13 protein-coding genes are annotated in these 14186 nt (G+C 41.9%); 7 read left to right on the top strand and 6 right to left on the bottom strand.

What is annotated here, in order from left to right; all coding sequences use genetic code 11:
• Window positions 1–6 precede the first annotated feature (6 nt).
• A complete protein-coding gene (locus tag GKO22_RS12965) occupies window positions 7–996 on the bottom strand; it encodes a 3'-5' exonuclease (RefSeq protein ID WP_166335700.1) in 990 nt (329 codons plus the stop codon).
• Window positions 997–1210: 214 nt separating this feature from the next.
• Here GKO22_RS12965 and GKO22_RS12960 point away from each other — a divergent pair, with 214 nt between their 5' ends.
• Window positions 1211–3478 carry a cation:proton antiporter gene (locus tag GKO22_RS12960; RefSeq protein ID WP_166335698.1) on the top strand — a complete coding sequence of 756 codons (2268 nt, stop codon included), beginning with the start codon at window positions 1211–1213 and terminating at the stop codon, window positions 3476–3478.
• A 302-nt stretch (window positions 3479–3780) separates the two neighbouring features.
• Window positions 3781–4602 (top strand): hypothetical protein, encoded by an 822-nt coding sequence (locus tag GKO22_RS12955; RefSeq protein ID WP_166335696.1) that lies wholly within the window; start codon window positions 3781–3783, stop codon window positions 4600–4602.
• A 22-nt stretch (window positions 4603–4624) separates the two neighbouring features.
• Here GKO22_RS12955 and GKO22_RS12950 read toward each other — a convergent pair whose 3' ends face one another.
• Window positions 4625–5287 (bottom strand): Pr6Pr family membrane protein, encoded by a 663-nt coding sequence (locus GKO22_RS12950; protein ID WP_166335694.1) that lies wholly within the window; start codon window positions 5285–5287, stop codon window positions 4625–4627.
• A 277-nt stretch (window positions 5288–5564) separates the two neighbouring features.
• Here GKO22_RS12950 and GKO22_RS12945 point away from each other — a divergent pair, with 277 nt between their 5' ends.
• The 3 genes from GKO22_RS12945 to GKO22_RS12935 all read left to right on the top strand — a co-directional run bounded on the left by GKO22_RS12945 (window position 5565) and on the right by GKO22_RS12935 (window position 8405).
• Window positions 5565–6248: an HAD family hydrolase gene (locus GKO22_RS12945; protein WP_166335692.1), complete on the top strand. Its 684-nt coding sequence runs from the start codon at window positions 5565–5567 to the stop codon at window positions 6246–6248.
• A gap of 1 nt (window position 6249) precedes the next feature.
• A complete protein-coding gene (locus GKO22_RS12940) occupies window positions 6250–7029 on the top strand; it encodes a sulfite exporter TauE/SafE family protein (RefSeq protein WP_166335690.1) in 780 nt (259 codons plus the stop codon).
• 68 nt (window positions 7030–7097) lie between these two features.
• Window positions 7098–8405, top strand: coding sequence for a DEAD/DEAH box helicase (locus GKO22_RS12935; RefSeq protein WP_166335688.1), 1308 nt, complete (start codon window positions 7098–7100; stop codon window positions 8403–8405).
• A gap of 11 nt (window positions 8406–8416) precedes the next feature.
• On the opposite strand, the gene coaD is transcribed toward GKO22_RS12935, so the two are convergent.
• The 3 genes from coaD to GKO22_RS12920 are packed head-to-tail and all read right to left on the bottom strand — an operon-like array spanning window position 8417 to window position 10224.
• Window positions 8417–8896, bottom strand: coding sequence for a pantetheine-phosphate adenylyltransferase (gene coaD / locus GKO22_RS12930; protein WP_166335686.1), 480 nt, complete (start codon window positions 8894–8896; stop codon window positions 8417–8419).
• 6 nt (window positions 8897–8902) lie between these two features.
• Window positions 8903–9445, bottom strand: a complete 543-nt coding sequence (gene rsmD / locus GKO22_RS12925; RefSeq protein ID WP_166335684.1) for a 16S rRNA (guanine(966)-N(2))-methyltransferase RsmD — start codon at window positions 9443–9445, stop codon at window positions 8903–8905.
• Window positions 9436–10224, bottom strand: a complete 789-nt coding sequence (locus GKO22_RS12920; RefSeq protein WP_166335683.1) for a DUF3822 family protein — start codon at window positions 10222–10224, stop codon at window positions 9436–9438. The genes rsmD and GKO22_RS12920 overlap by 10 nt, the downstream gene beginning before the upstream one ends.
• An 82-nt stretch (window positions 10225–10306) precedes the next feature.
• Between GKO22_RS12920 and GKO22_RS12915 the strand changes: the two genes are divergently transcribed.
• Together GKO22_RS12915 and GKO22_RS12910 are read left to right on the top strand one after the other, a co-directional pair.
• The gene (locus tag GKO22_RS12915) at window positions 10307–11737 is read left to right on the top strand and encodes an ATP-dependent DNA helicase (protein WP_166335954.1); all 1431 of its coding nucleotides are present in this window, start codon (window positions 10307–10309) and stop codon (window positions 11735–11737) included.
• Window positions 11737–12306, top strand: a complete 570-nt coding sequence (locus tag GKO22_RS12910; protein ID WP_166335681.1) for a hypothetical protein — start codon at window positions 11737–11739, stop codon at window positions 12304–12306. Before GKO22_RS12915 ends, GKO22_RS12910 begins: the two co-directional genes overlap by 1 nt.
• A 10-nt stretch (window positions 12307–12316) precedes the next feature.
• Here the strand turns inward: GKO22_RS12910 and GKO22_RS12905 are convergent, their stop codons facing one another.
• The gene (locus GKO22_RS12905) at window positions 12317–14158 is read right to left on the bottom strand and encodes a carbon starvation CstA family protein (RefSeq protein WP_206367900.1); all 1842 of its coding nucleotides are present in this window, start codon (window positions 14156–14158) and stop codon (window positions 12317–12319) included.
• Window positions 14159–14186 lie beyond the last annotated feature (28 nt).

Genomic DNA, 14186 nt, shown 5'->3' with positions numbered 1-14186 from the left:
ATGCTATTATTCTTTTCCAAATTTGCCTTGTAAGGCCTTCAGCATGTCGGAAGTAACGGGTACCGCCTTTTCCTTCTTCTTGTATTGTGGTGCGTTTGTACGCTCTACTTTTCCTTTAGCATCCGTTGTTGGGCGGCTAGCCGTCTGTGCTGCCTCGGTATTCTTCGGTGCTGCGGCCTTTTGTTCCTTGCGTGCATTGCGGTATTCATTCCAGATATTTTCCAACACCTTTTTTGTGTATAATGGGAAATCGCCGTTTTGCATCCACGCGTAGTAACTTGGTTCTACTTCAAACACATCGACCACCTTTTTGCCTTTGTGCTTACCAAAATTAATAGTAGGATCGCCGTCTTGATCATAGACCAATCGACCTGCAAAATCCACTGGTTTGCTAAGATTAGTGAACTGATGTAACGCTTCTACATCATTGACTACTGGTGTAGATACGGCACCTTCTTTATTTTCAAATGATACTCCTTCGTATTTATCCAATTGTGCTTTTAGCACCGAATAGGTAGCGCGCACATCGGCCTCTGCGGTATGTGCATTCGTCAAATCATCTTGGCAATAGAATTTGTACGCTGCTTTTAAGGTACGTTGCTCCATCTGGTGGAAAATATTCTGTACATCTACAAAAGATCGACCTTCTAATGAAAACGCAATCTTTGCGCGCAAGAATTCTTCCATCAACATCGGCACATCGAATTTGTTGGAGTTATAGCCAGCCAAGTCGGCATCACCAATAAAATCTGCTACCTCCTGCCCGATCTCATCGAATCCTTTCAGATCCTTGACATCTTCATCACGGATTCCGTGAAAAAAGGTGGACTCGGCAGGAATAGGACGTTTCGGATTGACGCGCATGGACAATACCTCTTCACCACCACCAGGCAATACCTTGAGAATGGCAATTTCTACGATCCTATCGGTAGCGATATTGACTCCGGTAGTTTCTAAATCAAAAAATGCCAACGGACGGCGTAAGTTCAATTCCATGATGATATGTACAAATGTAAAATTTGATTACAAAGGTACGAAACATCTCTCTGCCTGACCAAAAGTTGTGTATCGATATGACGTATTTATTAGGCTTTTTCAAACATGACCACATAGATTTTACGTGAATTTGAAAATTGATGACGCTGCCATTAATATTTAATTCGTATTCTTGGGATGGAATTATCCAAAAAAATTATTGATAAGCGTGTTCATGAAAAACTTACGTTCGACTGTTTTCTATATTGCCATAGTCATTTTATTTAGCTTCTTTATGTACTGGATCATCCAGCAAGGAAGTGCATTAGAATCTGGACGAGATGTATTCATCCCAACTTCAGAAAATGGTGCTTGGGCTGATTTTGTCAAATCGATCAAAGAAAGTTTACAATATCCGCTATCAATCTTACTGATACAGATCGTAGCTATCATACTGACTGCCCGTTTATTTGGATGGATCTGTGTGAAAATCAAGCAACCCATCGTGATTGGTGAGATGTTGGCTGGTATTATCTTAGGCCCCTCCTTATTGGGACTCTTTTTTCCTGATTTTTTTGGGGCATTGTTTCCGCAGCAATCCTTAGGCAATTTGCAATTCTTGAGTCAGATCGGACTGATCTTGTTTATGTTTATCGTGGGGATGGAACTGGATTTGCATGTATTGCGCAATAAGGCACACGACGCCGTCGTCATCAGTCACGCCAGTATTATGCTGCCTTTTGCCTTAGGAATTGGCCTAGCGTATTTCCTTTACGAAAATCATGCGCCAGATAATGTGCAATTCCTTTCCTATAGTTTGTTTATCGGTATTGCGATGAGTATAACAGCATTCCCGGTATTGGCGCGGATCGTACAAGAACGTGGCTTGCAAAAAACACGCTTGGGCACCGTTGTCATTACTTGCGCTGCCGCAGATGATATTACCGCTTGGTGTATTTTAGCCGTCGTGATTGCAATCGTGAAGGCAGGTTCTTTTGTATCAGCCTTATACAACATTGGTTTGGCATTAGCTTATGTTTTGATCATGATCAAGATCGTTAGACCTTTTTTCCAACGCATTGGTCAGGTAAACTCAACCAAAGAAACCTTGAGCAAACCTGTTGTGGCTATCTTTTTTCTGATGTTGATTCTTTCGGCTTACACGACCGAAGTGATTGGTATTCACGCCTTGTTTGGTGCATTTATGGCAGGGGCTATTATGCCGGAAAACAATAAATTTCGAAATATCTTTATTGAGAAAATAGAAGACGTCGCTTTAGTATTATTACTGCCTTTGTTCTTTGTATTTACCGGTTTGCGTACACAGATTGGCTTATTGAATGATCCGTCGCTGTGGCTGATTACTGGCTTGATCATCTTAGTTGCTGTCGTAGGCAAATTTGTTGGTAGCGCTTTGGCAGCTCGCTTTATGGGGCAAGGTTGGAAAGACAGTTTGAGCATTGGTGCGTTGATGAATACGCGTGGATTAATGGAATTGGTGGTGTTAAATATCGGCTATGATTTGGGCGTATTATCTGCCGAATTATTTTCGATGATGGTCGTGATGGCTTTGGTCACTACGTTTATGACTGGCCCAGCTTTAGACCTCATCAATTGGGCTTTCCGCGATAAGGAAAAACCAGCGTTTGTTGAAAAGATTGAAAGCCAATTCAATATCTTATTTAGCTTTGGAAAAACAGAATCTGGACAAGCCTTACTTCGCTTGTCCAATGCGCTGACAGCTGGCACTCCAGAAAAGTGTCAAGTAGCGGCACTGCATGTATCGCCTGCGAACGAATTACACCATTACGAAGTAGAGGAACAGGAAACAGAATGTTTTCGTAAAATACTGGACGATAGTAAAGTGTTGAAAAGGCCAATCAAGACCTTATTTAGAATTTCGAGTGATATTGATCACGAGATCGTAGATGAGGTAGAGTCAGGACAATATGATATGCTATTGATTGGCACAAGTGAATCTATTTACGAAGGCAGTTTGTTAGGTAAAATCATTGGTTTTACCTCCAACATCATACATCCAGAGAAATTGTTTACCAGCAAAACTGGCGTATACAGCAGTAAATTCTATGAGCGTACCAATCGCTTGCTATCCAAAGTAGATATTCCCGTTGGTGTCTTGATTGACAAAGGCTTGGAGAAAATAGATCAGGTCGTGATGCCCATCTTTTTTAAAGAAGACTTATTCTTGTTAAAATATGTCGATAAGCTCATAGGCGCCAACCCACAAGGTCGATTAATATTGTGGGATGTGGATACTCAGTTTGCAGAAGTAGATTTGCTAAGCGAAGTAAAAAGCCAAGATCCCACCTGCCATCAGCGCATTGATCTTTTTGCGGGTGAATCTATTGGTCACGAAAAATTATTAAAAGATCGACTAGTCTTAATCAGTCTAGTCAGTTGGGAAACTTTATTGCAGCAAAAAAGAAATCTACGAATAGACCCGTCTTCCGAATTGGTTATACGGGATCGAATCACTCGGTAACACCATAATCCGAATTTTTTTACATAATTAGACTTGAGTGGAAACTCGCTCAAGATCTGCTTTTTTTGTCACAGGTTGATGAAACTATCTTGATATAACTAAATATAGCAAATATTAGGTATACTTCACAAATAGGAAAATTTGTAATTTAGATTATTAAATAACTAAAAAAATAATTAATTTCTTTATAGATATAAAATCGCTTTACTATCCGGTACTCGGCATTGATAATTCTTGTTGGAGTTGCAATTTTACTACATACGACACGGCTCTTGGACATACACACTTTAAATATCGGTGAAATGAAACAAAAGATAAATTACAAGGGAAAGGATGTGGAGATTGATTTGACTCCACAGCAAATTCAACGTGCTATGCGTCAGTCTATATCATATACCGATATAAAAACATTAGCGGATGCTCTCGCCTACCTAGGCGAAACGACCGCGTCCTTTGAACAACGGACTACTTTTGATGACGATGCTCAAAAAGCTTATAAGGAGCTGGAAGTGATTTGCCAGGCTATACGACAGGGGAACGAGCTCGGCGAATTTTGGTATTACCCTTGGTTCACATCTGTTCATTCTTCCTTAGGATTTAGCTATTGCGACTTTGGTTATGGTAGTGCTGGTGCATTTGTAGGTTCACGACTTTGTACTGAAACATCCGAAAAAGCAACCTATGTCGGCAGACAGTTTATCGATATATTCGACAGATTTATTAACGGAGTTAAGCTTTCGCAACCGACCAACTTAACTTCTAAAAGGAAGGTATTTAAAGACTACACAGATATCAAGACCTTCAAAAATGCATGTGAAGCACTCGGCATCAGTGAACAAGCCTTTCATGTAGAGCACCAATCCTTACCGGATGATGCGTATGCTTACATGCAATTGCGCATTATATCTAAAGCACTAAATACCTGCGAAAACTCAGAGTATACCAATAAGGACAAGCGTGCCTTTTTTCCGTACTTTTATTCTGTAAGTTCGCCTCAAGGATTTTCATACATTTTTGGTGGAAAAACAGCTGGTATAGGAGTACGATTTACTTACAAAACGGCCAGCATAGCGGAGTATGCTGGCAAGCAGTTTTTAAAAATTTATAATAAATATATGAGTTAGAGTGGTGCTTTAAAACGTCGGCTTAATAAAACGTATGATTATTAGCACGCACACGACTAATCCAGGCAATCAGCTGCGAAATGATAAGAAAACCAATCGTTATAGCGAATACGTAAATCGCCACACCCATCCAACCTCCCACTCTTTCCGGATTGAGAAATGGATATGGATACCAACCTGTCAGCTGAGCGCGAATAAATGTATAAATCGTCCACAGTAGAGGAAATATTAACCAGACGAATGCTTGGCTAGAAGTTGTTGGAGATTTAGATGGCCACATCAACCACCACAACACAATAAAAAGTGGCCCAAATTCGTGGAGTACGAAGTTTTTCCAATCAAAGACTTCTGGTGTAGCGTTCACCTCAGCTCCTTGCAAGAGCGTAGCCGCGACCAGGCCAGTTATAGTCATATATAACACCGCCCCACCACGCAGATAGCGAAACCAATTAGTGGCGGCCTGCCGCTTGAAGATGTAAAGTGCGGCAAGCACATAGGTAATTACTGCCAAAAAATTGCTTTGAATGGTAAAATAACTAAATAAGTTCCAGCCATATGCATGGGAGTTTTTATCGAAACTCCAAGCCGACCAAGGGCTAATTGCGAAAATAGTAAGCAAAGCCATCAGCAGTAGTATGACAGCATTTGGCCATTTCACCGAAGAGGAATTCGAATTTTGGATCATAGTAGTTCTGTTTTTGGAGAAAATAGATGACAATATACCATATTAGACAGAGAAAAACCCATTTGTACACCATATACTTACTTGAAATATCGCGCGATTCGAATGGAATTTTACCCAATCGTTTCAAATATCAATTATTCAAAAATCGATTATAATATTGCTGCTAATTGCCCTATATTTGACCGATTTCTGCGTATTTGATATGGTAAGAAGTGACCCAATATGCAGTATCAATTGTCATGCATATCGTATGATGTTGACTTTAAAACCAAATTACATGTCTTTACAATCTAAAAATACTAACTCTAATAATTTTGCCGTTATATTCGATATGGATGGCGTAATTGCCGACACCAACCCCTATCATGCAAAAGCATTCGAGGCATTCTTTGACAAATACAGCGTAGCATACACACAAGAGGCATTTGAGCAACATATGTATGGTAAGCACAACAGCTATATCATGCAACATTTCTTCGGAAAACCATTATCACCACAAGAGATCGCTAAACTAGAACAGGAAAAAGAAGGGATGTTTAGGGAAATTTATAAATCGGTAGCTACGCCGGTATTAGGTCTGGTAGAATTTCTGCACGACCTCAAGCAGCACAACTTTTTGCTAGGAGTAGCGACTTCAGCACCGCAGGCGAATATGGATTTGGTACTGGATGCGCTAGAAATTCGAGATTTATTTCAATCTACTCTTTCTAGCGGAGATGTGAAATTGCACAAACCGCACCCGGAAGTATATTTGAAGTCAGCAGAAGCACTAGGCGTACCTGTACAAAATGCCATGGTTTTCGAAGACTCTTTCTCTGGCGTAACCGCTGGTAATGCCGCGGGCATGAAAGTGACAGGCGTATTGACATCTCACAAAAAAGAAGAATTGCCACCCTGCGCGGCTTACATTCGGGATTACAGAGACATCGATGCTGCTACGGTCAAATCATTGCTAAAATAATATGCTAGAAACTGCCTGGGAGGATGCATTACAATTACTTCCTTCGCCTCAAGCTTGGTCTCTATACCTCATTTGTGCCGTGCTGATCGGGATGTCGAAGACCGGCATACAAAATATTGGCACCGTATCTGTGCCATTTTTTGCGTTATTATTCGGCGCTAAATATTCCACGGGTATCGTGCTCATTATGCTGTGTATGGCAGATCTTATCGCAGTGATTTACTACCGTAAATCACTAATTTGGTCCGAAGTCACAAAATTATTGCCATCTGCATTAGTTGGCTTGTTGGTTGGTTTGGCGCTTGGAAATAGCATAGATGACCGCATATTTAAATTAGCCATGGGAATCTGCATACTAGTTGGTGTTGGCATCATGCTGTGGTCTTCCCGACAAACGGAGGAAAGTACAGAAGAGCTTGTCGCTAAAAAATGGTATTCGCCCTTGTTTGGCTTTATTGTTGGTTTTACGACGATGATTGGCAATGCGGCAGGCCCTGCACTATCCGTTTATTTATTGACCAAACGCATGTCTAAATTAACTTTCGTAGCAACAGGTGCTTGGTTTATTATGATTCTCAATTATATTAAGATTCCATTGCAGGCCTTTGTCTGGCAGAATCTTACGATTTCTGGCCTGTTGCTAAATATCACTTCCATACCTTTTATTCTTCTGGGTGGTTTGATCGGCATTAAACTCGTAAAAGTACTCAAAGAACAACATTTCCGCTGGGTCATTATGAGTTTGGTGATCTTCTCTTCGTTGATGCTAATTATTATGTAAAACGACCGTTGATAAAGCTATAGACCACCTAGCATGTCATTACATTAATTTGTGCTACCTTTGCCGCTATGGGAGAACAACAATATTTAGCCAATTTGGGCATCACGGCATTAAACGAGATGCAGCAACAAGTATCGAGCACGTACAACGCCGCTAATGATTTGCTTCTGTTGTCTCCAACTGGAAGTGGAAAAACGCTAGCCTTCTCCCTGATTATTCAAAAAAGGTTAAGTGATGAAGCTACTGGAAAAATTCAAGCATTGATCATCGCCCCCACGCGCGAGTTGGCTTTGCAAATTGAGCAGGTACTTAGAAAAATGCCTAACCATCCGAAAGTAACTTGTCTGTATGGTGGTAACGACCTCCGCACTGAGAAAAACAAACTCAAAGAAGCACCACAAATATTGGTAGGAACGCCAGGTCGAATCATTTACCACTTGGAGCGTCATAATATTGATCTTTCGGAATTGGATACATTGGTATTGGACGAGTTTGACAAGTCCTTGGAATTGGGTTTCCATGAGCAAATGGAACAAATCGTTGCAGAAACGGGAACTCCATTTCAGATGCTTACTTCGGCTACAGAACTGGAAGAAATCCCTCCATTTCTTACGCTAAAGAACGTAGAGACGATCAATTACCTGCACGAAAAAGGCTATGCGCCCGACTTAACTTTCCGCACGGTGACCGCTAGTCCCCAGAACAAGCTCAAAGCATTATTAAAACTAATCTGCAAGTTGGGTAGCGAGCAGAAAACCTTGATATTCTGCAATCATCGCGAAGCGGTAGATCACATTAGTGAACTATTGGCCGATCGCGATATTATTCATGATGTTTTTCATGGCGGACTGGAACAAGCGGATCGCGAGCTGGCGCTGCTTAAATTTCGGAATGGCAGTACGCATATTTTACTCACCACTGATTTGGCCGCGCGTGGATTGGATATTCCTGAAGTGGACGCCATTATTCACTATCAACTTCCTTACAAGCAAGATGCTTTTGTACATCGCAACGGACGTACCGCGCGTATGCAGGCCAAAGGTACTGTGTATTTGATGCTCAAACCGGAGGATGACTTCCCATACCTAACGGATGCGATGCAAGAGGAGATTTTGGAAGAAGAATATCCACTACCTGCTAATAGCAAAATGACTACTTTAATGATCACGGCTGGCAAGCGAGATAAAGTGAGTAAAGGTGATATTGTAGGTTATTTACTTAAAATAGCAGGCATCGCTAAAGATGAAGTGGGCATGATCGAAGTCAAAGAGAAAAATGCCTTTGTAGCGGTGACGCGCAGTAGCGTCACGACTATTTTGCAAAAAGGAAATAACGGGAAGATCAAAGGAACGAAAGTGCGGATACTACGCAGTTAAGCAGCTTATCCTTATTCAGGTGTTTTAAGAAATGGTAAAATCGCGTCTGGTACCAAGGCAGATACATCACCGCCATTTTTCAAAATATCACGTACAATCGTGGAAGAGATATGGCCGAGCCCACTTCGAGCAAGTAAAAAGAGCGATTCGACTTCTGGCGCTAAGATTAGATTGTTCTGGGCAATGGCATTCTCGAATTCGAGGTCTATCCCATTTCGCAAACCTCTCAACATAAATTGTGCACCCACTTCGCGACAAAAGTTGACCGTCAACCCTTGAATACGTTGTACCTGTACTTTCGATTCATCTTTAAAAACAGCTTTAATTGCCTCTTCGCGTACTTCAAAAGGAAGTAAGCCTTGCTTGGAATTATTCACACCAATGGCAATAACGATTTCATCAAACAACGGCAAAGCCCTTAATACCAAATCCTGATGTGCACGGGTGAATGGGTCGAAAGAACCGGGAAATACAGCTATCTTTTTCATCATCGTAGATTAAAGGTCGTCCTGACTGTAGAAACTAAAAGAAGAGTATCCGTATTTGCGCACCTCGCGCAATAAAGGATGGCTCAGCATCTGCCGTGTAGAAGGATGTTCGATGACCAAAATTCCTTCGGGCTTCAACAAATTATTATCCAAAATCATATGCGCTAGTTGCGGCAAACGATCGATATCGTAAGGCGGATCGGCAAATATAAAATCATACACTCCTTGCTCCTGCTGCACAAATTTGAACACATCTGCCTTGCGCGTACTAATGCCATCGAGCTGATGTTCTTTCGCCATTTCGGCGATGTATTTCAAGCATTTGAAATGTGCGTCGACCGATAGTACAGATTTCGCTCCGCGCGAAGCCAATTCAAAAGAAATGTTACCCGTACCTGCAAACAAATCCAGACATATAGCACCATCCCAATCGAGGCGATGTTGTAGAATATTAAATAGCGCTTCTTTGGCAATATCCGTCGTCGGACGGACAGGAAGATTAGCTGGCGGATTTATCCGTATTCCGCCAATACGACCACCAATTATGCGCATACTTCACGCTGAAATAAGAAACCAAATAAGGGGGAACTTGGATGTACTTTGGAACTGTCATTTTCACCCATTGTCAAATCATTTTTATCCAGCCGTTTGGAAAACTCTTGTACAAATGCCAAAAGTGGATGATCTTTATCAAGATTAGCCAACTTGATATTTTCCAACGAATCGATAGAAAAATCACTCATAATACGACGTACATAGTAGCCTAAATCCTCCGCATTCGTGACGTAAAAATTGTTATAGAACAAAAATTGACCGTCTTTCAGCAAAATCACATGCATATAGTTTGCTTGCTCGTATATGAACAACTGCGCACCTTTTGTAGGTAGCTGCTCTGGGATCAAGTCAAATAAAACTTGAAAGACAGGTAGGTAAGTAGCATCTGGGAACAAGGCAAACCAGCGTTGATACAACAAAGAATCCAATTGATAGATCGCGTGCGAACCAAATCGTAGCATATCTAGCGTATAGATATCCTGATCGTTTTTGTTGACGAGGTATTCGCCATAAATATCTTCATCTTCTTCTTGGTACGCTTCCGCTGGCACAAAAGTGAAGCTATGTTGTGGAATCATGATAGAGACATGCCGAAAAGGCAAAGCCAATAAGCGCGTCGCATCCATAGTGGGACTTGCCGACGCATACCGGATATAAGCTTGCACCGCATTATTTTCATCCAGAATCATCAAAACATCCTCCTGATGACCGGCTTGGATAACCAATTTGTAATAAGACAAATGCTGAATACGAAAATCTTCGGAAATATAGTTCATGTCTTGTAGCATAACACAACAACAGTATAAACAAAAATAGCTTTTAAAATTGGATTGATCAACCTTTTAAATAACTTTGAACGTGCAAATACGGGATTATTTAGAGCAATACTTTCAACAAAATCCAACCGAACAGCAGCGCGCGGTGTTTGGACTGCTAGAAGAATTTCTAGCGCGTTTTGATCCTCGTAGTCTATTTATTTTAAAAGGATATGCCGGTACAGGAAAAACCACCATCATCAGCGCATTGGTAAAAGTACTACCAAGACTACAAAAAAAGACGGTTCTACTTGCTCCTACTGGTCGAGCTGCTAAAGTCATTAGTCGCTACTCAGGACGTACAGCACTGACTATTCACAAAAAGATTTATCGTAAGAAATCAGCCGCCTCTGTTGCCATGGATTTCACCTTAGCAGATAATCCACATGAAGATACCTTATTTATTGTGGATGAAGCATCTATGCTATCGGATGATCCGGCTACTGTATTTCAAAGTAGTTTATTGAAAGATCTGATAACGTATGTTCAAAGCGGTGAGCGCTGCGTGCTACTTTTTGTGGGAGATACCGCGCAATTACCGCCAGTTGGTATGCTGCAAAGTCCGGCCTTGCGGCCGGATTATATGGCCAGCCGCTACGACCTTTATGTGTCTCATTTTGAGCTGACAGACGTGGTGCGGCAAAACAAGAATTCCGGCATTTTATTCAACGCTACCAAAATCCGACAGGAAATAAAACTGGAAGATGAAACAGCAGAATACCCATTTCCACAATTCATCACCCGTCCATATAGAGACGTCTTTCAAATGACAGGCGAACGCCTGATCGATGGCTTGCATTACAGCTATGATAAATTTGGATTGGAGAATACTATGGTCATTTGTCGCTCTAACAAAGCAGCAAATTTGTACAACCAGCATATTCGTAACCAGATCCTATTTCGGGACGAAGAAATTACGGGCGGCGATCTGATCATGGTGGTCAAAAACAATTATTATTGGCTACAGCAGCACGACGAATCGCATACGGGTTTTATTGCCAATGGCGATATGGCACAAATCCGAAAAGTATCTAATGTACACGAGATGCACGATTTCCGATTTGCCGATGTGATGATTGATTTTCTGGACGGCAATGAGCATGACACGATACAATGTCGGATTCTATTGGATAGTCTATATGTGGATAGTCCTAACCTGCCGCAAGAACAGCTACAAAAGTTGTACGAATCGATTTCAGCAGATTATGCGGATATTCTAGATCGCAATAAAAGAGCAGAAGCTATCAAGAAAGACCCCTATTTTAACGCCTTGCAAATTAAATTTGCTTATGCCATCACTTGCCACAAAGCGCAAGGTGGACAGTGGCCAGCGGTATTTATCGATCAGGGTTATTTGAATGATGAAATGCTCACCACGGAGTTTCTGCGCTGGCTTTACACAGCTTTGACGCGTGCTACCCAAGAGTTGTACCTCGTTAACTTCCACCCGAATTTTTTCCAACCTCCTAGCTAATGAATGCATCCGAAGCCTATCAGATTCAGAAAACGCGATTTATGTTGTGGTTGCAAAAATATGAACTCGCGGATATCAGCCCATTGCGCGAAAAGGATGTCGACCTGGAAAAATTGTTATCGCTTTGCGTAGTCGAGCAGACAAAAAGTAATTTGGCACTGCATGCCATCTGGTTTTTGGAAAAATATGCACTGGCACATACGGAAGATCTTCCTACCATCTTCCACTTTCTGCTAGATAATCGCTTACGAATTACCATAGAAGGTGCGCAGCGTATTCTAGGTAATATCTATCTACAGGCGCTCAATAGTTCTTCCTATACAACCACCGAAGATCAAGAAGAAGAACTCATTAATTGTGGATTCGACTGGTTAACTACACCAGATAAATCCATCGCTGTCGTCGCCAATTCCATCGAATTGCTATACTTTTTATCGCTTCGCAGCGATTGGATTAAAAAAGCGCTCGAATCAGAGATCAGTTTATTGCTTGAGCGTGGCACCACACCCGCTATCCGATCCAGAGGACAGAAAGTATTGAAACAATTACATCGCAACCCAAAATCCTGATCCTAATAGACTATCGTTCTACCAGCTCTTTTACCTTTTCGCCGTAGAAATCTACTTCGGTCGGCACTTTCTTCGAAAGCTCGTACCACTTTCTGAAAGCGGATATAAATACAATCAGCATCAATGCCATCGCAATAATGGCCAAACTAGCCAATAGGTAGTCGCCTGCCGGAATATAAATATTCGCAACTTGCAGATAACCTGCCCAAAAAGTGATCAGTGCCATCATCACGCCAGGTACAGCGGCACACAAAGCATATTTTCCTCGATCCATCCGCAAAAGCATGGTCGTACAGACAATCAAGCCACAAGCCGCCAATAATTGATTACTAATACCAAATAAAGGCCAAATGCTGCTTACATTTCCCGTATAGACAAGATAGCCCCACGCAAAAGTGAATAAAAAGCTGGCAACGATAACGCCTGGCATCCAGTCTTTGTCGCGGAACTTGGGAATTACGCTTCCCAGCATTTCTTGTAAGAAAAACCGACCAACACGCGTGCCGGCATCAATCGCTGTCAGGATAAATACCGCCTCAAACATAATGGCGAAATTGTACCAGTACGCCATCACTTCGTCCATGTACGGAATACTATTAAAAATATGCGCCATACCTACGGCTAAGGAAACTGCGCCACCTGTACGACCTTGCAAATCAACACCGATTTTCTCCATAAAATGCGGAAGATCTACGGTATGAAGATGTGGATTGTCAATCAGAAATTGCGCATAACCGGCCGTAGGCGTATTGATCGCAAAATAATCACCAGGCATCAGCGTACACGCAGCTATAAGCGCCATCAAGGCTACAAAACCTTCTACTAACATGGCACCATAGCCGACAAAAAGTATTTCTTTTTCGTTACCAATCATTTTTGGCGTCGTACCTGTCGCGATAACGGCGTGAAAACCAGAAATAGCACCACAAGCGATCACAATAAAGATAAATGGCAATACTGGACCTCCAATTACTGGGCCTCCACCATGAATAAATTCGGTCAAAGCCGGCATCTCTAAGGTCGGATGCACAAATATGATTCCGACAGCCAACATCAGTATTGTACCAATTTTCAAATAGGTGGACAAATAATCACGTGGAACGAGCAAAAACCAAATAGGTAATACAGACGCTAGAAAACCATAGATGGCAATCGCGATGGATATGGTGGATACATCCCAGTGAAATAGATCATTGAGAAACGGATTTTGCATTAAATTATGTCCACCAACGATACCAGCAATCAGCAGTATACCGCCCAAGATACTGGCAAATGTAACGCTGTCTTTCCGATAACGCATTATCAATCCCATAATAATCGCAATCGGCATAGTAATGATTACGGTGAAGAGTGACCAAGACGCTTCATGCATCGCGCTGATACAAGCCAGCGACAAGCCAGCTAAAGTCAGAATAAGGATAAATAGCACGGCAACGCCAGCAATTGTGCCCGTCACTGGACCAATTTCTTTCGAAGCGATCGAAGCCAAACTTTGCCCTTTGTGTCGCATAGAGGCAAATAGCACCACCATATCGTGCACGCCACCAGCCAGCACACAGCCAATCAAAATCCACAATGTACCGGGCAAATACCCAAATTGTGCCGCCAAAACAGGACCCACTAATGGACCAGCAGCAGCAATCGCCGCAAAATGATGACCAAACAAGACGTTCTTATCAGTTTTTACATAATCACGACCATCTGCAAATTCAACGGCTGGAGTAACGACTTCTGCGTTTAATCGAAGTACTTTGCTAGCCAAGAAAAGTCCATAAAACCGGTAGCCAATAGCCAACACGAGCAATGCGACAAAGACCAACGTTAGGGCATTCATGCCGTCTAGAAATTCCATTTTTAGAGATTTTAGTGTACAATTGGGT

The sequence above is a fragment of the Sphingobacterium chungjuense genome, assembly GCF_011316935.1.
Lineage (GTDB): Bacteria > Bacteroidota > Bacteroidia > Sphingobacteriales > Sphingobacteriaceae > Sphingobacterium > Sphingobacterium chungjuense.
Note: the sequence above shows the minus strand (reverse complement) of the source record. Positions and strands in the feature narration are given on the sequence as shown.